This is a genomic window from Jiangella ureilytica (assembly GCF_004348545.1).
GTDB classification, from domain to species: Bacteria; Actinomycetota; Actinomycetes; order Jiangellales; family Jiangellaceae; genus Jiangella; species Jiangella ureilytica.
Window position 1 is genome coordinate 57,619 of record NZ_SMKL01000017.1, and the last position, 19,853, is coordinate 77,471.

General features: G+C 71.7%; 18 protein-coding genes. 9 read left to right on the top strand and 9 right to left on the bottom strand.

The genetic code is table 11. The features are described from left to right. Positions 1 to 48 precede the first annotated feature (48 nt). Positions 49 to 735, bottom strand: coding sequence for a PadR family transcriptional regulator (locus E1212_RS09940; protein WP_131981845.1), 687 nt, complete (start codon positions 733 to 735; stop codon positions 49 to 51). Between the two features lie 97 nt (positions 736 to 832). Here E1212_RS09940 and cutA point away from each other — a divergent pair, with 97 nt between their 5' ends. Both cutA and E1212_RS09950 read left to right on the top strand, forming a co-directional pair. Beyond that, complete coding sequence (gene cutA, locus E1212_RS09945; RefSeq protein ID WP_131981847.1) at positions 833 to 1,150, top strand: divalent-cation tolerance protein CutA; 318 nt, start codon at positions 833 to 835, stop codon at positions 1,148 to 1,150. Between the two features lie 281 nt (positions 1,151 to 1,431). Further along, complete coding sequence (locus tag E1212_RS09950) at positions 1,432 to 1,803, top strand: STAS domain-containing protein (RefSeq protein ID WP_162605404.1); 372 nt, start codon at positions 1,432 to 1,434, stop codon at positions 1,801 to 1,803. A gap of 9 nt (positions 1,804 to 1,812) precedes the next feature. Here E1212_RS09950 and E1212_RS09955 read toward each other — a convergent pair whose 3' ends face one another. Then, the gene (locus E1212_RS09955; RefSeq protein WP_131981851.1) at positions 1,813 to 2,667 is read right to left on the bottom strand and encodes an aldo/keto reductase; all 855 of its coding nucleotides are present in this window, start codon (positions 2,665 to 2,667) and stop codon (positions 1,813 to 1,815) included. A 106-nt stretch (positions 2,668 to 2,773) separates the two neighbouring features. On the opposite strand from E1212_RS09955, the gene E1212_RS09960 reads away from it, so the two are divergent. Next, positions 2,774 to 3,655: a LysR family transcriptional regulator gene (locus tag E1212_RS09960; protein ID WP_131981853.1), complete on the top strand. Its 882-nt coding sequence runs from the start codon at positions 2,774 to 2,776 to the stop codon at positions 3,653 to 3,655. On the opposite strand, the gene E1212_RS09965 is transcribed toward E1212_RS09960, so the two are convergent. From E1212_RS09965 to E1212_RS09985, 5 genes are all read right to left on the bottom strand, one after another. After that, the gene (locus tag E1212_RS09965) at positions 3,643 to 4,473 is read right to left on the bottom strand and encodes a SigB/SigF/SigG family RNA polymerase sigma factor (protein WP_203416714.1); all 831 of its coding nucleotides are present in this window, start codon (positions 4,471 to 4,473) and stop codon (positions 3,643 to 3,645) included. The two genes, E1212_RS09960 and E1212_RS09965, sit on opposite strands and share 13 nt — an antisense overlap. A gap of 362 nt (positions 4,474 to 4,835) precedes the next feature. Then, the gene (locus E1212_RS09970) at positions 4,836 to 5,039 is read right to left on the bottom strand and encodes a cold-shock protein (protein WP_069109710.1); all 204 of its coding nucleotides are present in this window, start codon (positions 5,037 to 5,039) and stop codon (positions 4,836 to 4,838) included. A 261-nt stretch (positions 5,040 to 5,300) separates the two neighbouring features. Further along, complete coding sequence (locus E1212_RS09975; RefSeq protein ID WP_131981855.1) at positions 5,301 to 5,978, bottom strand: uracil-DNA glycosylase; 678 nt, start codon at positions 5,976 to 5,978, stop codon at positions 5,301 to 5,303. Positions 5,979 to 6,024: 46 nt separating this feature from the next. Further along, positions 6,025 to 7,626 (bottom strand): peptide chain release factor 3, encoded by a 1,602-nt coding sequence (locus E1212_RS09980; protein WP_131981857.1) that lies wholly within the window; start codon positions 7,624 to 7,626, stop codon positions 6,025 to 6,027. 100 nt (positions 7,627 to 7,726) lie between these two features. Further along, positions 7,727 to 8,629, bottom strand: coding sequence for a DUF559 domain-containing protein (locus E1212_RS09985; RefSeq protein WP_131981859.1), 903 nt, complete (start codon positions 8,627 to 8,629; stop codon positions 7,727 to 7,729). A gap of 208 nt (positions 8,630 to 8,837) precedes the next feature. Between E1212_RS09985 and E1212_RS09990 the strand changes: the two genes are divergently transcribed. Continuing rightward, positions 8,838 to 9,434, top strand: a complete 597-nt coding sequence (locus tag E1212_RS09990) for a cysteine hydrolase family protein (protein ID WP_131981861.1) — start codon at positions 8,838 to 8,840, stop codon at positions 9,432 to 9,434. A 19-nt stretch (positions 9,435 to 9,453) separates the two neighbouring features. Beyond that, positions 9,454 to 9,828 (top strand): YybH family protein, encoded by a 375-nt coding sequence (locus E1212_RS09995; protein ID WP_131981863.1) that lies wholly within the window; start codon positions 9,454 to 9,456, stop codon positions 9,826 to 9,828. 3 nt (positions 9,829 to 9,831) lie between these two features. Here the strand turns inward: E1212_RS09995 and E1212_RS10000 are convergent, their stop codons facing one another. Next, positions 9,832 to 10,650 carry a helix-turn-helix transcriptional regulator gene (locus tag E1212_RS10000; protein ID WP_131981865.1) on the bottom strand — a complete coding sequence of 273 codons (819 nt, stop codon included), beginning with the start codon at positions 10,648 to 10,650 and terminating at the stop codon, positions 9,832 to 9,834. A gap of 199 nt (positions 10,651 to 10,849) precedes the next feature. On the opposite strand from E1212_RS10000, the gene E1212_RS10005 reads away from it, so the two are divergent. From E1212_RS10005 to E1212_RS10020, 4 genes are all read left to right on the top strand, one after another. Continuing rightward, positions 10,850 to 12,511, top strand: coding sequence for a serine/threonine-protein kinase (locus tag E1212_RS10005; protein ID WP_162605405.1), 1,662 nt, complete (start codon positions 10,850 to 10,852; stop codon positions 12,509 to 12,511). A 94-nt stretch (positions 12,512 to 12,605) separates the two neighbouring features. After that, entirely contained in the window at positions 12,606 to 13,217 is a 612-nt protein-coding gene (locus E1212_RS10010; RefSeq protein WP_131981869.1) for a DUF47 domain-containing protein, read from the top strand. Between the two features lie 4 nt (positions 13,218 to 13,221). Then, a complete protein-coding gene (locus tag E1212_RS10015; RefSeq protein ID WP_131981871.1) occupies positions 13,222 to 14,229 on the top strand; it encodes an inorganic phosphate transporter in 1,008 nt (335 codons plus the stop codon). Positions 14,230 to 14,337: 108 nt separating this feature from the next. Then, on the top strand, positions 14,338 to 19,008 hold the full coding sequence (locus E1212_RS10020; RefSeq protein WP_131981873.1) for a ThuA domain-containing protein: 4,671 nt from the start codon (positions 14,338 to 14,340) through the stop codon (positions 19,006 to 19,008). 64 nt (positions 19,009 to 19,072) lie between these two features. On the opposite strand, the gene pstB is transcribed toward E1212_RS10020, so the two are convergent. Then, entirely contained in the window at positions 19,073 to 19,852 is a 780-nt protein-coding gene (pstB, locus tag E1212_RS10025) for a phosphate ABC transporter ATP-binding protein PstB (protein ID WP_131981875.1), read from the bottom strand. Position 19,853: the final 1 nt, after the last annotated feature.

Below are 19,853 nucleotides of genomic sequence, written 5' to 3' on the forward strand. Positions count from 1 at the left end.
GGGCTCCCGGCCGTGGTGTTGCAGCACCGTGGCCGGGAGTCGCTGCGTCTAGTGGTTCTCGTCGTGCTGGGCGAAGACGAGCTCGTCGGGGAACTCCGCGGCGATCTTCGCCTCGATCTCGCCGGGTGCGACGCCGTCGCGGCGCAGCTCGTGGATGCGCCGCCACATGCCGAACCCGCCGAGGGTCTCGTCGCGCAAGTCGTGGAGCAGGTGCTCGACGAACGCGATCTCGGCGTTCTGGAGCGCGACGGTGAACTCCGTCTCGATCATGAAGAGCCGTGGCAGCCCGACCGACCGCGCCTCCTCGAACACCGCCTCGGCCGCCTTCTGCTGGAAGCGCAGGTTGCGCAGCCGCTGGCCGAGCAGCTCAATCACCTGCTCCGGCGGCAGCGCGCCGGCCAGCGACAGTGCCGCCTCGAACTGCGTGAACTCCTTCTTCGGCGTGCTCAGCAGTTCGACCAGCCAGTCGACCATGACCTGCCCGCCGGTCTCGGTGATGGCGTAGACGGTCCGTTCGGGCCGGCGGCCCTCGCGGACCGTCTCGGTGGCCTCGATCAGGCCGCGCTTCATGAGCGACTCGACGACGGAGTACAGCGAGCCGTAGTTGACCTTGATGCTGTCCTCCTTGCGCCGTTCGCGGAGGGTGCTCGACATCTCGTACGGATGCATCGGCCGTTCCCAGAGCAGGACGAGGACGGCCAGCGCCAGGGGATTGGCGGGGCGGGTCGCGGCCATGGGAACTCCTCTAAGTCGAATATTCGACATCGAGTATTCGCCGCCGAGCAGACGCTGTCAACCGCTGGGATGCAGGGTCGCGGGTTAGGCTGCGGACGTGGCCGGTGAGCAGGTGAGCGTGACGACGACGGCGGGCAGCGAGGCGGTGGCGCGTGAGCTCGCCGAGAGCGTCGTGGCGGCCCGGCTCGGCGCCTGCGCGCAGATCGTGCCCGTCACGAGCGTCTACCGCTGGGAGGGGACGGTGCACGCCGACCCGGAATGGCGGGTCGAGATCAAGACCTCCGCCGACCGCGCCGACGCCCTCGTGGCGCACGTGCGCGAGCGGCATCCGTACGACCTGCCCGAGATCGTGGTGACCCCGGTCATCGGCGGGAGCGCCGAGTACCTGGCCTGGGTGGATGCCGAGACCAGCTGACGGCCGTCGCGGCTCGCCGGAGGACGACTCGCCCGAACGACCCCCACAGCGGCATCCCGCATGGTACCGTCCCTTCCCCGGCACAAAGGATCTTGCCTCGCCGGGGCCGGCATGCCGGAGTGACCTCCGCGTCACGATCCACGGGGACCTTGACAGTTCTAGCGACCCTCAGCAAAGGTAAGCGTCGGATGACAACCCGGCACTTCGGTGCCGACCCCAGGAGCCAGGCGGGAACCAGGGTGGAGTTCCCGGCTTCGCGAACAGATGGTGGTGAAGCGTCCGTGAGCAACGACGTCGCCGTGCAGACCCGCGACTTCGGTGGCTGCACGATCCTGACCGTCCCCGGCGACCTCGACGCCGCACTGGCCGACGAGATCCGCTGGGCCGCCAACGCCGCCGACAGCCGACACGTCGTGGTCGACCTCGGCCGCGCCGGCTCGGTGGACGCGTCGGCGGCCACGGCGTTGGTCGGCCTGCACGAGCGGGCGCGGGCACGGGGCGGCGGCGTCTGCGTGGTCACGCGCGAGCTCGGGGTGCGGGCCCAGTTCGAGCAGGTGGCGCCCGGTTTCGCGCCCCGCTGCTACGACCAGATCGGCGACGCCCTCGAGGCCTCCATGTCCGACCGCGACGCGGCGCCGGCCGACCTGGCGTAGCGCGCGGCCTCAGCCGAGCGCGGCCAGCTCGTCGGCGGTGAGCACCAGGTCCGCCGCGGCGGCGGAGTCGCGGATCGTCTCGGGCCGGCTCGAGCCCGGGATCGGGATGACCCGATCGCTCTTCGCCAGCATCCAGGCGAGGCACACCTGCTGCGGGCTGACGCCGTGCGCGTCGGCCACACGGGCGAACTCGTCGTGCGCCGACCCGAGCTCGCCGGCCCGTGAGATGCCGCCCAGCGGGCTCCACGGCAGGAACGCGATGCCGAGACGGTCGCACAGCTCGAGCTCCGGCTCGCTGCTGCGGAACCGCGGCGAGAACTGGTTCTGCACCGACACCAGCCGGCCGCCCAGGATCTCGTTGGCGAGCAGGATCTGCTCCGGGTTGGCGTTGGAGATGCCGGCCATCCGGATCTTGCCCTCGTCGAGCAGGTCACGGATGGCGCCGACGGAGTCCGCGTACTCCACCGTGGGGTCGGGCCGGTGGAACTGGTAGAGGCCGATCGCGTCGACGCCGAGCCGCTTCAGCGATGCCTCGCAGGCCTGCTTGAGGTACTCGGGCGAGCCGTTCTTCGTCCACGACCCGTCGCCGGGGCGCAGGTGACCGCCCTTGGTGGCGACCAGCACGCCGGACGTGTCGCCGCCGTAGCTCGCCAGCGCCTTGGCGATGAGCGTCTCGTTGTGACCCACCTCGCCGGCGAGCAGGTGGTAGGCGTCGGCGGTGTCGATGAGCGTGACGCCCGCGTCGAGCGCCGCGTGGACGGTGGCGATCGAGCGCGCCTCGTCGGGCCGGCCCTCGATCGACATGGGCATGCCGCCCAGCCCGATGGCGCTGACGTGGACCTCGCCGATGCGGCGGTACTGCATGGGGGAACCTCCGGGGATGTGGTGGTGACCGATCCAGTCTTCGGCGGCACGGGCTGACTGTCCAACAGGAGAAGCCGAACGCATTCAGAAGCTACGATTCTCAATTGTGGAACTGCGGCACCTCGAACACTTCGTCGCCGTCGCCGAGGAGGGCCATTTCACCCGGGCGGCGCAGCGGCTGATCATCAGTCAGTCCGGTCTCTCGGCCTCGATCCGGACGCTGGAGCGCGAGCTGGGCGCGGCGCTGTTCCACCGCAACACCCGGCAGGTCAGCCTCACCGAGGCCGGCCGCGCGCTGCTCGCCGAGTCGCGGCGCACGCTGGCGTCGGTCGAGGCGGCCCGCGAGGCCGTCGCCGCGGTCAACGGGCTGCTGCGCGGCACGCTGCGCATCGGCACCGAGCAGTGCCTGGGCGCTGTCGACGTGCCCCGGCTGCTGGCACGGTTCCGGGCGGCCCACGCCGGGGTCGAGGTGCGGCTGGACCAGGCCGGCTCGGCCCGGCTCCTCGACGACGTCCGGGCCAGCGTGCTCGACGCCGCGTTCGTGCCCGTCGTGGGAGTGCCGCCCGACGACGTCGAGCTCGTCCCGCTGCACTCCGAGGCCGTGGTGGCGCTGTGCCGGCCCGACCATCCGCTGGCGGGCTCCGGCACCGTCAAGCTCGACGAGCTGCACGACGCGGCCTTCGTCGACCTGCAGGAGGGCTGGGGCGCCCGGCAGGCCGCCGACGCCGCGTTCGCCGCGGCCGGGCTGGACCGTCGGGTGACCATGGAGGTCAACGACGTCCACACGCTGCTCGACCTCGTGGGCCACGGGCTCGGCGTCGCGTTGGTGCCCGAGCACGTCACGCGCAAGAGAGCCGCCCAGGGGCTGGACGTCCTCATGATCGAGGACGTCCTGCCGCGCTGGGCGGTCTCCGTGGCGCTGCCGGCTGCCGAGCGACGCGGGGTCGCCGTCGACCGGCTGCTCGAGCTGCTGGGTCAGCCGGCCTGACTGCCGCTCGCGGCCGGCTCCTGTACGCCGACCTTGGTGCGCAGCTGGCCGAGGATGCGGGCCAGCAGGCGCGAGACCTGCATCTGGGTCACGCCCAGCTCCTTGGCGATCTCCTGCTGCGTCCAGCCCTTGAAGAACCGGAGGTACAGGATCTGCCGGTCGCGGGGCTTGAGCTCGCGACAGGCCGGAGCCAGAGCGACCACGGCCTCGGCGCGGTCGAAGCCGTCCTCGTTCTCGCCGAGGCTCTCGGCGAGGGGTGTCTCGTCGCCGCCGCTGCCGCGGTAGTCGATCGAGGCCACCGTGAAGCACTCGTGCGACGCGCTCGCCTCGAGGACGTCGGAGACCTCGACGCCGAGGTGTTCGGCGAGGTCGGACGGCGTCGGCGCCGTGCCCTTGGTCTGCGAGATCTCCGCCGTGGCGGCGGTGATCTGTGCGTGCAGCTCCTGGACCCGGCGGGGTGGGCGAACCGTCCAGCCGTGGTCGCGGAAGTAGCGCTTCACCTCGCCGGTGATGGTGGGGACGGCGAAGGAGATGAAGTCCTTGCCCATGTCCGGGTCGAACCGCTTGGCGGCGTTGACCAGGCCGAGGTTGGCGACCTGCACCAGGTCGTCGCGCTCGATGCCTCGTCCGTAGTACCGCCTGGCGATGGACTCGGCGAGGCGCAGATGAAGAAGAACGACCTCGTCGATCAGACGTTGCCGGTCCGCGCCGGTGGCCTGGGCCGCCCGGCGGAGGAGGTCGGTGGTCAGTTCGTGACGGTCAGCGTTCTGGTGCTGGTGCTGATGGTCGTCCGTCGTTGCGACAACGTGGGTCTGCACGGCCTACACCTCTCCAGAATGAGTCGATGTGGCGATTGCTTGACCACGTGCGGACTACCGAATCACAGTGTCCCGTTCGTTATCAAGCCCTCTCTGCACAGAACGGTCCGTCTGCCCCGCGGCGAGGGTCGCTTGACGACCCCGCGCGGGCTCGGGGCGCGCCATTCCACGATCGCTGACGCCCTCCGTGACGTGCGGCTAAACCCGTCGGTAACCGCGAAGTTCCAGGACTGTCGAGGGACGGGGCGGGCGGCGGAGGAGTTCCTCGGTGGTACGTACCACTGGGCATGGTGATCGAGCCCGGACGCAACACTGCCCCCGTACCTCGCGGGAGGTACGGGGGCAGCGGTGTGACAGGTTGATCAGACCGGACGGACCGCGTCAGCCTGCGGGCCCTTGGGACCCTGGGTGATCTCGAACTCCACGCGCTGGTTCTCGTCCAGCGTGCGGTAGCCGTCGGACTGAATCGCCGAGTAGTGCACGAAGACGTCCGGCTCGCCGTTGTCCTGTGCGATGAAGCCGAAGCCCTTCTCGGCGTTGAACCACTTGACGGTTCCCTGTGCCATGTGCCGTGTCCTCCTACGGGACGGTGACGAGGGCCGCACCGTGCGACCCCCGGGTTGCTGCCGCCGTCTCCCGCTGCCACAGTGCTGGAGGCACAGAGAAGCGAAAAACGCCCGCGATAACATCCCACGGGCGTTCAAGGACGTGCGAGGAACTGTTACTGCAACCGCGGAAACAGTACCACCTTGGGCCCGCGCGGGGAAGCATACGATGATCGAACGCTAGTTGCACAAGTGTGTGTCCCACTTCGTGAACGAAGAGTGTCAGGGCAGCTTCCAGTCGACCGGCTGGGTACCCAGCCCCTGCAGGAGCTCGTTCGCCCTAGTGAACGGCCGTGAGCCGAAGAAACCGTTGCGCGCGGACATGGGGCTCGGGTGGGCCGATTCAATACATGGAACGTTACCGAGTAGTGGCCGGAGATTTCTCGCATCGCGACCCCACAAGATGGCAACCATTGGTGTTCCCCGCGCGACGAGCGCCCTGATGGCTTGCTCGGTGACTTCTTCCCAGCCCTTTCCACGGTGCGCGCCGGGATTTCTCGGCGCCACCGTGAGGGCCCGGTTGAGCAGCAGGATTCCGTGTTCGGACCACGGCGAGAGATCACCGGTACTCGGGGCCGGATAGCCGAGGTCGGCGCAGTACTCCTGGAAGATGTTGACCAGGCTGGGCGGCAGCGGCCGGACGTCGGGCGCGACGGAGAAGCTGAGCCCGACGGCGTGCCCGGGTGTGGGGTAGGGGTCCTGCCCGACGATGAGCACCCGGACCGACTCGAACGGCTGCGTGAACGCGCGCAGCACGTGCTGCCCGGCCGGGAGGTAGGTGCGGCCGGCGGCGATCTCGGCCCGCAGGAACTCGCCCATGGCGGCGATGCGCGGGGCGACCGGCTCGAGGGCGCGCGCCCAGCCCGGATCGACGAGTTCGGAGAGCGGCCGAGCGGTCATGACCGCACAGTGTAGAGAAGGTGCGCGACGGCGTCAGGGCCCGGCGTCAGTCGGCGCCGGCGACGAGCGGGGCGAGCGTGACGTCCGGGTGCCGGCGTTCCACCGAGGCGAGCCGCCACTTGTCCGGGAACAGCGCCAGCAGGGCGCCGTCGCGGCGCTCGGCGACCTCGACCCCGGCCTCGGCGTCGAGCACGGGGACGCCGTCGGCGTCGGTGAGCCGGGCCAGCCCGTACGGCAGTGAGTCGAGCGCGATGGGCACGCCGAACTCCTGGCCGAGCCGGGCGGTGGCGACCTCGAACTGCAGCGGGCCTACTGCGGCGAGGATCGGGGCGCCGTCGCCGCGCTGCTTCGACGTCAGGATCTGCACGACGCCCTCTTCGGCCAGCTGCTCGATGCCGCGACGGAACTGCTTGGCCTTGCCGGTGTCGGTGGTGCGCGCGGTGACGAAGTGCTCAGGCGCGAACGACGGCATGGGCGGGAACGCGACGGGGGAGCCCTCGGCATGCAGGGTGTCGCCGACGGTGAGCGCGTTGGCGTTGACCAGGCCGACGATGTCGCCGGGATAGGCGATGTCGATGGTCTCGCGCTCGCGGCCGAGCATGGTGCGGGCGTACTTGGTGGCGAACGGGCGCCCCGTGGCAGCGTGGGTGACGACGGCGCCGCGCTCGAACTTGCCCGAGCAGACGCGGACGAACGCCAGCCGGTCGCGGTGCGCCTTGTCCATGCCGGCCTGGACCTTGAACACCAGCCCCGAGAACGGCGCGTCGACCGGGCGCGGCTCGCCGGCGGCGTCGGGCCGGGCGCCGGGCGGAGGGGCCAGCGCGACGATGGCCTCGAGCAGCTGGCGCACGCCGACGTTGACCACGGCGGCCCCGAACAGCATGGGTGTCGACGTGCCGGCCAGGAACGACTCGACGTCGACGCCGTCGAGCAGCGACACCTCGTCGAGCGCCGTCCCCCAGGCGTCGGTGTGCTGCTCCTTCGCCTCGGCCGACGTGAGCGTGTGCTCCTCGGCGATGCGCGCGCCGCCGGGCGCCCGCTCGAACGTCGTCATGGTCTCGTCGTCGCGGTTCAGCAGCCCGTGGAAGGTGCCGGCCTCGCCGACCGGCCAGTTCAGCGGCGTGGCCTTGAGCCCGATGCGCTGGTCCAGCTCGTCGACGAGGTCGAGCACGTGCATGCCGGGGCGGTCCCACTTGTTCACGAACGTGACGACCGGGACGCCGCGGTGGCGGCAGACGTCGAACAGCTTCAGCGTCTGCGGCTCGAGCCCCTTCGCGGCGTCGAGCAGCATGACCGCGCAGTCGACGGCGGCCAGGACCCGGTAGGTGTCCTCGGAGAAGTCGGCGTGCCCCGGGGTGTCGAGTAGGTTGACGACGTGGCCCTGGTACTCGAACTGCAGCGCCGCCGAGGTGACGGAGATGCCGCGGGCCTGTTCCATCTCCATCCAGTCGGAGATGATGCCGCGCCGGCCGGACTTGCCGTGGACCGCGCCCGCCTCGCCGATGACGCGGGCGTGCAGCGCCAGCGCCTCGGTGAGCGTCGACTTGCCGGCATCGGGGTGACTGATGACGGCGAACGTGCGGCGCCTGGCCGCCTCGGCGGCGACGCCGGAGGCAGCAGCGGGCGACGCGGCAGAGGTGGGGGGCATGGCCTCAATTCTACGACCGCCCGCCGCCCGCCCCGTCTACCCAGGTTGATCATGGAGAAATCGGCCTTCCGAGGCGGCCGGAACCCCGATTTCTCCATGATCAACGGGGAGCCGGGAGGGTGGAGCGGAGGTGGACGTAGCGGCGGATGCGATCGACGGTGCGCTGCGGGTGGCGGATGATGTCGTCGGCGGTGAGGGGGATGACGATCCAGCCGGCGTCGCGCAACTGTTCGTCGCGGTAGCGGTCGCGCCGCCATTGGCGCCGGTCGGTGCGGTGGTGGTCGCCGTCGTACTCGATGGCGATCTTCAGGTCGGGGTAGCAGAGGTCGGGGCGGGCGAGCCAGGCGCCGGTGTCGTCGGTGATGTTCACGCCGATGTCGGGGCAGGGCAGGCCGGCGTCGATCAGGAGCAGGCGCACGCGGGTCTCCATGGGGGAGTCGACGCCGGGGCGGATCAGGCGCAGCGCCTCGCGGGCGGTCACGATGCCGCGGCGGCGGGTGCCGGCGGCGACCTCGTCGTGCAGGCGCTCGTGGGTGGTCCAGCGGCGCAGTATGGCGTCGCCCAGCGTGACGAGGTCGTCGCGGCGCCAGGTCGCGGCGAGGTGGACGAACGTGCGTTCCGGGGCGACGACGGGCACGCCGTGCACCTCGATGACGGTGGCGCGGTCGAGGCCGACGTGACCGTCGGTGCCGGCCAGCCGGGGGACGACGGCGCCGGGCGGGACCGCGACGTCGAGGTCGCCGTCGAACTCGGGTACGGGGAGGTCGCACAGCAGCGCCGCGGTCTCGTGGCTGTACGCGACCTCGCGCGGCAGGACCAGCCGGAGTGCGCGGCAGCGGGTGACGAGCGAGTCGGGCAGCGCCGCGGGGACCCGCACCCCGCGGAACGGCCGCCGGAACCGCGGGCCGTCCAACAGATCGACGGGCAGACCCGCGGCCGTCGCGTCGGCGACGTGGAACGGCTGCGAGCCGAACGGCTCCGGGATGACGGGTCGGCGTGGCACCGCCCGATCATCGCCCGAACCCGCGAACCGCCCCGAAAGCTATCCACAGCCCTCCCCCGACCCCCGTTGATCATGGAGAAATCGGGGTTCCCGGGCCGCCGGAGGGCCGATTTCTCCATGATCAACGGGGCGGGGGTGACGGGATGTGGCGGTAGGACGGCGCGATCGCGCCTGGGCAACGCGCGGCGCGCGGCGGACGATCGGTGACATGAGCAGAGCACTTCTCGTCATCGACATCCAGGAGTCGTTCCGGCAGCGCGACAGCTGGGAGCTGATCTCCGACCCCGACGTCGCGGGGAAGGCGGCCACGCTGGTCGAGCACGCCCGCGCCGGCGGCGACCACGTGATCTGGGTCCTGCACACCGAGCCCGGCACCGGCAACGTCTTCGATCCCGAGCTGGGGCACGTGCGGCTGCAGCCCGGCCTGGACCCCGAGCCCGGCGAGCCGGTGCTGACCAAGACCTCGCACAACGCGTTCACCACCACGAACCTGCAGCAGCTGCTCACCGAGCGGGGCGTCCGCGAGGTGGTGGTCAGCGGCATCCGCACCGAGCAGTGCTGCGAGACCACCGCCCGCCTGGCCAGTGACCTCGGCTACCGGGTGACGTTCGTCATCGACGCGACGGCGACGAACCCGATCGAGCACCCGGAGGCGCCGGCCGGGCGCAGCAACGCCGAGATCATGGCCGACCCCCGCACGCTGCAGGTGCCCGACGTCCTGGCGCGGACGGAGTACGCGCTGGCGGGGCGGTTCGCGACGGTGGTACGGGTCGCCGATGTCGTGGGCGAGGCGGTCACCGTCTAGCCGTGGCAGGCTGGCGGTCATGGACAGAGCACGGGTCGACGCGTGGATCGAGGCCTATGAGCTCGCCTGGCGCACGCCCGGCGTCGAGCCGCTCGGCGAGCTGTTCACCGCCGACGCGACCTACTCGCAGGGCCCCTACCAGGACCCGGTCGTCGGACTGCCGGCGATCGGGCGCATGTGGGAGGCGCAGCGCGACGGCCCCGACGAGGTGTTCCGCATGGACACCGAGGTGGTGGCGGTCGACGGCGACACCGCGGTCGTGCGGGCCGAGGTCTGGTACGGCGACCCCGTGACGCAGGAGTACCGCGACCTCTGGGTCGTCCGCCTGGGCGACGACGGGCGCTGCAGCTGGTTCGAGGAGTGGCCGTTCGCCCCGCCCAGCCGCCGCGGCTGAGCCCTACTCGGACCCGGCCGGGCCGGGGCGGAAGATCTCGCGCACGTCGCGCGGCTGGAAGGTCTCGTGCGTGGCCTGCGCCGCCGTGACGTGGTCGAGCTGGAACCAGCGCCCGGTGTCGGTCTCGCGGCTCCAGGCGAGCACGAACCAGGCCCCGCGGGAGTGGGCGAACCCGAGCGGCTCGACCTGCTCGGTGAGGGCGGGGCCGTCGGCGGGCGCATAGTCGAGCAGGACGACGCGGTGGTCGCGGATGGCGTCGGTCAGGGCGGTGCGGACGGTGTCGTCGTGCGGCGGCACCGGCTCGCCCGGCCGGATCCAGATGCGGTCGGCGACGGCGGTGACGTCGGCCCGGCGGTCGGTGGCGACCGCCCGCAGCACCTTCGCGGCGGCGGACGACGCGGCGGCGGCGTACGGCTGGTCGGGAACGGACTGCAGCCCGATGACGATGGCCAGCGCCTCGTCGGGCGTGAGGGTGAGCGAGCGCTGCCCGGTCTGGTCGATGACGTAGCCGCCCTGCGGCCCGCTGGAGGCCCGGATCGGCACGCCTGCCTGTTGCAGCGCGATGACGTCGCGCTTCACGGTGCGGGCGGACACGCCGAGCCGCTGGGCCAGCCAGGACGACGTGCGGCCCTGCCGGCCCGCGGCGTGCAGCTCGCGGGCGAGGTGATCGAGGCGGTTGCTGCGGCTGGCCCGGCCGGCGGCGGTGTCGCCCGCCGCGGAGGGTGCCGAGATCTCGGCCGCACCCGGCCGGCGCATGCGCGGCAGCCGGGAGGGCGCGTCGGTGGTGTCGTGCTGAGCCGTCGCCTGGCTCTGGCTGCCCATCGCCGGTCCTCCCCGTGGCCGGTCCCTTCGGCCCGGCCGCACCCCCGTGATGTCGATTGTCGCCGACCGCGAGGTCTGACGTCAGTCCCCGATGATCGTGTCGGGTCATAGCAAAGCACGCCGCGGGCCCTCAGGCGTGGTGCTCGCCCGGCGTGGCTCGCGAATGCCTCACCAGGCACTCGTCGGTTACCGTCTACGTGTGGATGCGAGGCCGGCCGAACTCACCCACATCGGCCCATACCGAGTGCTCCGGCAGATCGGTGAGGGCGGCATGGGGGTGGTCTATCTGGCGACGGCTCCCGACGGCCGTCCGGTGGCGGTCAAGACGCTCCGCCCGTGGCTGGTCGGCGGCACCGACGGGCGGCGCCGGTTCGAGCGCGAGGTCACCACGCTCACCCGGGTCCGCGGCGCCAGGGTGGCCGAGGTCCTCGATGCCGACGTGTCGGCCGAGCCGCCCTACATCGTCACCCGGTTCGTCGACGGCGTCCCCTTGAGCACGTGGGTGGCCGAGCACGGGACGCTTGCCGACGGCGACCTGAAGATCCTGGCGCACGGCCTGCTCGAGGCGCTGACCTCGGTGCACGCGGCCGGCGTGGTGCACCGCGACATCAAGCCCGGCAACGTCATGCTGGCGCCGGGCGGGCCGGTGCTCATCGACTTCGGCATCGCGCACGCCACCGACGACACCCGGCTCACCGCCACCGGCCTCATCTCCGGCACGCCCGGATACTTCGCCCCCGAGACCATCCTCGGCCGCGACCCGACTCCAGCCACCGACGTCCACGCCTGGGCGGCCACGCTGACCTACGCCGCCACCGGCCGGGCGCCGTACGGCGGCGGCCCCGACCTCGCCGTCGTCGACCGCATCCGGCGGGGCGAGCACGACCTCACGGGTGTCGCGCCCTGGCTGGCGACGGTGCTCGACGCCGCGCTGCACCCCGATCCCGCCCGCCGGCCGGGGGTCGCCGACATCATGCGGGTGGTCGGCCCGCTCGAGGCGGCCACGGTCGCCACCGCGCCGACGGTCGCCGTCCCGCCGGCCGAGGCGGCCACCGTCGCCGTCCCGCCGCACGCCGCTCCCACCGTCGCCGCGCCGCCGTCCCCGGCGCTCGACGACACCGCCGTCATCGCGCCGGTCCCGCCGCCCCCGCAGGGACCACCGCCGCCGCTGCCCGGCTACGAGCAGCGCAACCGCGAGCACCTCGCCCGCCGGCACCAGCAGCCCCAGCAGCCGGCCAAGCCGTCGCCGCTGGCCGTGCCGCCGCCGCGCCCTGGCGGCGAGTCGCCGGCGCCGGGCAGCTGGCGGTCTCGGGTGGCCATCGGCCTGGGCGGGCTGCTGCTGTTCTTCCTCATCGCGTCGACGCCGTACGCGGGCGCCGTCGCCGCCCTGATGATCCTGCTGACGGGGCGCATCGTCTGGCGCATCCAGCGGCGGCTGTTCGAGCGGCGCGAGGCGCGCGGCGCCCAGCGCAACGACTCCGTGGTGGCGGCGCTGGCCGCGCCATGGGACATGCTGGCGGCTGCCGTCCCGTGCCTCGCCCAGCTCGTGGTGGCGGCCGTGGGCGCCGCGCTCGTCGGAGGCACCCTCGACCTGCTCGACGCGGGCGATGCGCGGACGCCGTCGGTCGGGGCCGCCGTCGTGGCGACCTGGCTGATCTGGCGCGGCCCCGGAACGGTGCGCAGCCGGCACGGCATCCGGTCGATCCTGGCGCCGCTCGACCGGTCGCGCGACCTCGCCTGGGTGGTGCTCGGCGCGCTCTTCGTCCTGGTGTGCGCAGCGGCCCTGGTGTTCGACTCGTTCGGGGCCGGATGGTGGCCCGCCGACTACTCCCTGACCGACCTGAACCGGTGGCGCGGCTGAAGATCCACAGGTGAACAGCCGATGCGTGTGCGGCGTCACAGACTGTTCACCGTTTAGCATTCCACCGTTCGCCCACGTCCGACAGAGGAGTTTCGTGCGCTTTTCACCGCGAGACAACGCCTTCTTCGACCTGTTCGCCGCCGACGCTCGCAACGTCCGCGACGGCGTGCGGCTGCTGTCCCAGGCGCTCGCGTCCGACGCGGACCGTGCGGCGCTGGCCGTCGCGCTCAAAGAGGTCGAGCACCAGGGCGACGAGCACACCCACGACATCATCCGGCGGGTCAACTCCACGTTCGTCACACCGTTCGACCGCGAGGACATCTACCGGCTGGCCAGTGCGCTCGACGACGTCCTCGACGACGTCGACGCGGCGCTGGACCTCATGGTGCTGTACCGCGTGGGCGACCTGCCCGCGGGGGTCGGTGACATGGTCGACGTCCTCGACCGCGCGGCCGAGCTGACCGCCGAGGCGATGCCGCGGCTGCGGACGGCGTCGGAGCTGACCGACTACTGGATCGAGGTCAACCGGCTGGAGAACCAGGCCGATCAGGTCTACCGGCGGCTGCTCGCCCGCATCTTCTCCGGCGAGTACGACGCGCTGACGGTGCACAAGCTCAAGGACGTCGTCGACACCCTGGAGGACGCCGTCGACGGCTTCGAGACCGTCGCGAACATCGTCGAGCAGATCGCCATCAAGGAGTCGTGAGCGGGTGGAGCTCGCGCTCATCCTGACGGTGATCGTCGTCGCCCTGTCGTTCGACTACACCAACGGGTTCCACGACGCCGCCAACGCGATCGCGACGTCGGTGTCCACCCGCGCGCTGACGCCCCGCGCGGCGCTGCTCATGGCGGCATCGATGAACCTCATCGGCGCGTTCCTCGGCACCGGCGTGGCCGAGACCGTCGGCTCCGGCATCATCGTGGCGCCGCAGGGCGACAGGGGGCTGCTGGTCGTGCTCGCCGCCCTGGTCGGCGCGATCGTCTGGAACCTCATCACCTGGTGGTTCGGCCTGCCGTCGTCCTCGTCGCACGCGCTCATCGGCGGCCTGGTCGGCGCCGCCCTCGCGTCGGCCAACACGGTGCAGTGGACCGGCATCTTCCAGAAGGTCGTCATCCCGATGGTGCTCTCGCCGATCGTCGGGTTCCTGCTCGCCTTCCTGGTCATGACGGCGATCCAGTGGATCTTCCGGCGGGCCCACCCCGGGCGGGTCAACCGCGGCTTCCGAATGGCGCAGACGCTCAGCGCCGCGGCCATGGCGCTGGGCCACGGCCTGCAGGACGCGCAGAAGACCATGGGCGTCATCACGCTCGCACTGGTGGTCGGGCAGTACCAGACCGGCTTCGAGGTGCAGTGGTGGGTCATCGTGCTGGCGGCGACGGCGCTCGCGGCGGGCACGTACGCCGGCGGCTGGCGCATCATGCGCACGCTGGGCCGGCGCATCGTGCACCTCGACCCGCCCATGGGGTTCGCGGCCGAGTCGGTGGCCGCCAGCGTGCTCTACACCACCGCGTTCGCCTTCCACGCCCCGATCTCGACGACCCAGACCATCACGTCCGCCGTCATCGGCGTGGGGGCGACGAGGCGCCTCTCGGCGGTGCGCTGGGGCGTCGCCGGCAACATCGTCACGGCCTGGGTGCTGACCATCCCGATGGCCGGGCTTGCGGCGGCGCTCTGCTACGCGCTGCTGCACCTGGTGCCGGGGCTCAGCTCGCTCTGACTTCTCTCCTGCCGGCCGATGCCTTGACAGCATGCGCCCGGCACCGACAGTCTTGGTCGCGGTAAGCGCTTTCCGTACGTCCTGACCCCCGCATGGACGGAGTCCCGAATGCGCCGATCCAGCCTGCTCTCCTCCCTGTTCGCCGGCGTCCTGGCGGTCGCTCTGGCCGGCGCTCCGCCGACGGCGGCCGCACCCGATCCACTCTCCGAGGCGGACCCGCTGTTCCGCGCTCTCGTGTTCTCCAAGGTCACCGGGGAGCCGCACGCGTCGGTGGCCGCCGGCGCGGAGCTCATCCAGGACCTGGGCGCCGAACACGACTTCGAGGTCGTGGTCGACGACTCCACCGCGCTGTTCACCGACGACGGGCTGGCCGGCTTCGACGTCGTCGTGTTCAACAACACGTCGTCGACGGCGGACGCCGCCCTGCTCGACGAGGAGGAGCGGGCCGCCTTCACCCGCTACATCCAGGCCGGCGGCGGCTACGTCGGGCTGCACTCCGCGGCGGGGTCCGAGCCGGGCTGGGAGTGGTACGCAGGCCTGGTCGGCTCGACGATCACCGGTCACCCGGACCTCGGCGGGACCGGCACCCATCCCGGCCGCATCGAGGTGCTGGACCGGGTGCACCCGTCGACCCGCGACCTGCCGCAGCTGTGGGAGCGCTCGGAGGGCTGGGTGAACCTGGCGCCGGACCCGACCGGCGACGTGCACGTGCTGGCCGAGCTGAAGCTGCGCGACGGCATCCCCGGCCTCGACTCGGGCCTGAACCATCCGTTCTCGTGGTGCCAGGTGTACGACGGCGGCCGCTCCTGGTACACCGCCGGCGGGCACGACGCCGCCGCGTTCGCGGAGCCGGCGTTCGCCGGGCATCTGCTGGGCGGTCTCACCTGGGCGGCGGGCGCGGAGCCCGGCGACTGCGGCGCCACCGACGACGAGAGCTTCGCCGTCACCGAGCTCACCGACGACCTCGCCGACCCGTTCGAGTTGGAGGTGCTGCCCGACCGCCGGGTGATGTACATCCAGCGCACCGGGCAGTTCAGGCTGATCGACCAGACGACGCTCGAGGTCAGCACCGTCGGCGACCTCGAGCTGGGCCTGAGCACGGCGCGGCACTCCGACGGCCTCACCGGCTTCGCCCTCGACCCGGACTTCGCGACCAACGGCTGGGTGTACGCGATGTACTCCGACCCCGACGTCGCGCGGATCAACATCTCGCGGTTCACGTTCGACTTCGAGACGTCGCTGCTGGACATGGAGTCCGAGAGCCGGCTGCTGGACTTCCCGACCTGGCGCGACGTCGGCCTGGCGAACGTGCACATGGGCGGCGCGGTGGAGTTCGGCCCGGACGGCAGCCTCTACGCGTCCATGGGCGACAACACCGACTTCTCGCAGTCGAACAACTACGCGCCGATCGACGAGCGCGAGGGCCGGGCCGCGTGGGACGCGCAGGCGACGTCGGCCAACACCAACGACCTGCGCGGCAAGGTGATCCGGATCGTGCCGACCGACGACGGCGGCTACACGATCCCCGAGGGCAACCTGTTCCCCGAGGCCGAGGACACCGACGACAGGACCCGGCCCGAGATCTACGCGATGGGCTTCCGCAACCCGTTCCGCATCACCGTCGACCAGCAGACCGGTGACGTGCTGGTCGCCGACTACGGGCCCGACGCGACCCAGCCGAACCCGGCGCGCGGTCCCGAGGGCATCGTGGAGTGGAACGTCGTCAGCGAGGCCGGCAACTACGGCTGGCCGCACTGCGTCGGGAACAACCTGCCCTACATCGACTACGACTTCGCCACCGGCCAGTCCGGCGAGCCGTTCGACTGCGAGGGCGGCCCCGTCAACGACTCGCCGCACAACACCGGCCTGCAGCAGCTGCCGCCGGTGCAGGAGGCGCTCGTCTGGTACAGCTACGGCACCTCACCACAGTTCCCTGAGCTGGGCAGCGGCGGCGCGGCACCGATGAGCGGCCCGGTCTACGACTACGACCCGGACCTGGAGTCCGACACCAAGTTCCCCGAGTACTACGACGGGAAGTGGTTCGTCTTCGAGTACGCCCGGAACTGGTACAAGACGATCACCCGCGCCGAGGACACCGGCGACCTGCTGTCGATCAACCCGGTCTTCGGCTCGACCACGTTCCGCGGCCCGTTCGACGCGACCTTCGGCCCGGACGGGTCGCTGTACGTCATCGACTTCGGCTCCGGCAGCGGCGCCGGGCGCGGCGACGTCAACGAGGGGGCCGGCATCTACCGGATCGACTACGTGGGCGGCGACCGGCCGCCGACCCCGGAGGCGGCGGGCACCCCGACGTCGGGGCAGCTGCCGCTCACCGTGCAGTTCTCCAGTGACGGCACGGAGCACTCCGCGGGGCTGCCGATGACCTATCACTGGTCGTTCGGCGACGGCGCCACCTCGGACGAGCCGAACCCGTCGCACACCTACACCGAGGCGGGCAACTACACCGCGCTGCTGACCGTCACCGACAGCCGGGACCGCAGCTCGGTGGCCGCGGTCCGGATCGCCGCCGGCAACACCCGGCCCGAGGTGGCGTTCAGCTGGCCACCGCACGGCGGGTTCTTCGACTGGGGCGACGAGGTGGCCTACGAGGTGACGGTCGACGACGCCGAGGACGGCAGCACCGCCGGCGGCTCGATCGAGTGCGGCGCCGTCACAGTGGGGGCGCTGCTCGGCCACGACCAGCACGCGCACCCGCTGGACAACTACCCGCACTGCACCGGGACCGTCCCGACCATCACCGACGGCGGGCACGGGCAGGAGACCAACCTCTACTACGTGCTGGAGGCCGGCTTCACCGACGCCGGCGCACCCGGCGTCGAGCCGCTGACCGGCGGCGACGCGGTCAGGCTCAACCCGAAGCGGCGCGAGGCCGAGCACTACGCAGGGGCTCAGGGCGTCCAGGTGTTCGAGCGGCCGCTGGCCAGTGCGCGGGCACGGGTCGGCAGCATCTCGCACGGCGACTGGATCAGGTTCGACACCGTCCACCTGGCCGGCATCGAGTCGCTCACCGTGGGCGCCTCGTCGGCGGCGCACGGCGGCACCATCGAGGTGCGCCGCGACGCCCCCGGCGGCGAGCTGCTCGGCTCGGTGGACGTGCCGGTCACAGGCGGCGTCGACACCGTCGTCGAGCGGACCACCGATCTCGTCGACCCGGGCGAGACCTTCGACGTCTACCTGGTGTTCCGCAACGACGCCGTCGGGTCCGGCGGGCCGGACCTGCTGGCGCTGGACTGGGTGCGGTTCAACGGCGACGGCGTCAGCGTGCCGCCCCCGCCGTGCGAGGACGGCGGCGTGGACGAGTTCGACGGCGACGCGCTGAACCTCTCGTGCTGGACGTCGATCGTCCGGCACGACCCGGACGGCTACCAGGTCACGGACGGGCAGCTGGTGCTGCCGACGGCGCACGGCGAGTTGACCGCCGCCCGGGCGGACGCGGCCAACCTGGTCATGCGGCCGGCGCCGGACGGCGGCTGGACCGCCACCACCCGGCTCACCGCCGACGTGGGGACGGCGTTCCAGCAGGCCGGCCTGGTGCTGCACGCCGGTGACGCCGACTTCGCCAAGGCGGTCGTGATGGCGCGGCCGGACGGCACCAGGCGGATGTCGTTCTTCACCGTCGCCGGCGGGCAGGAGCGCAACACCGCCGAGGACTACGTGGCGCTGCCGGCGGACTTCCCGGACACGTTCGAGCTGCGGCTGGTCAGCGACGGGCTCGAGGTGACGGCGGAGTACTCGGCCGACGGCGAGACGTGGCTGCCGGTGGGCCGCCCGTACGGCCTGGGCGCGGCGTCGTCGTGGAACGTCGGGGTGGCCGCGCTGTCCGGCGGCAACGGCGACCCGAACATCCCCGTCGTCGACGTCGCGTTCGACCGGTTCGAGCTCACCGCGACCGAGCCGCAGGTCTGCCCGGACCCCGAACCGGCCGACGGCTTCACCGCCCTCTGGGACGGGAAGACGCTGGACGGCTGGGAGATGGTGGGCAACGGATCGTTCACCGTCACGTCGGACTGCACGCTGCTGAGCCGCGGCTCCGGCGGACTGCTGTGGTACACGCCGCAGGCCTTCGGCGACTTCCACCTGAGGCTGCAGTACCGGATGAACAACCCGAGTGACAACTCCGGGGTGTTCCTGCGCTTCCCGGCGCCCCTGGACTGGGAGGGCCCGTGGGTCCGCCAGCCCGACGACAGCGTGCGGGGGTACGAGGCGCAGGTCCACGACGACCCGGGCGGCGGCGACCCGCAGAAGACCGGCTCGATCTACAACTTCGCCACGATCACCGACGTCCTGGCGCACCCGATCGGGGAGTGGAACACCTACGAGATTCGCGCGGTCGGGCAGACCTACAGCGTCTGGCTGAACGGCGAGCTCGTGAACACCTACACCGGTGACGGGAGCCGCGCGCTCGAGGGTCACCTCGGGTTCCAGAACCACCACGACGGCTCCGACGTCGAGTTCCGCGACGTGTGGATCGCGCCCGTCGACGCCACGTGCCCGCAGCCCGATGCCCGGGCGACAGTGGTGGTCGGGACGGTGGACAGCGGCGTGCCCAACCGCGCCGCCGCCGACGGGTGCACGGTCAACGACCTCATCGACGAGGACCGCGAGTGGGGTTCCACCGGCGCGTTCCTGCGCCACGTCGGCGACGTGCTGGACCGCCTCGTCGCGGAGGGTGTCGTCAACGCCCGGGAGAGCAGCGTCATCCGGCGCGCGGCGGCGGAGTCCGGCATCGGGCGGGGAGGTGCGATCGCGATGCGCTGACGCCGAACGCGGCCGCGCCCGCCACGAGGAGCTCGTGGCGGGCGCGGTCTGCTGCCGCGGCGCGTCAGCCGAAGCGGCCGGAGACGTAGTCCTCGGTGGCCTTCACGCTGGGGTTGGTGAAGATCTTCGTGGTGTCGTCCATCTCGATCAGCTTGCCGGGCTTGCCGGTGCCCGCGATGTTGAAGAACGCGGTGCGGTCGCTGACCCGGGCGGCCTGCTGCATGTTGTGGGTCACGATGACGATGGTGTAGTTCTGCTTCAGCTCACCGATGAGGTCCTCGATGGCCAGCGTCGAGATGGGGTCCAGCGCGGAGCACGGCTCGTCCATCAGCAGGACGTCGGGCTGGATGGCGATGGCCCGGGCGATGCACAGACGCTGCTGCTGGCCGCCGGAGAGGCCGGAGCCGGGCTTGTCGAGGCGGTCCTTGACCTCGTTCCACAGGTTCGCGCCCTGCAGCGACCTCTCGACGATCTCGTTGGCCTGGTTCCTGCTCATGCGGCTGCTGTTGAGCTTCATGCCGGCCAGGACGTTGTCGCGGATGGACATGGTCGGGAACGGGTTGGGCCGCTGGAAGACCATGCCGACCTGGCGCCGGACCGTGACGGGGTCGACGTTGGACCCGTAGAGGTCTTCGCCGTCGAGCAGGACCTTGCCCTGCACCCGCGCGCCGGGGATGACCTCGTGCATGCGGTTGAGGGTGCGGATGAACGTGGACTTGCCGCAGCCGGACGGGCCGATGAAGGCCGTGACCGAGCGGGGTTCGATGGCCATCGACACGCCCTCGACGGCCAGGAAGCTGCCGTAGTAGACGTTCAGATCGCCGACGTCGATGCGCTTGGACATG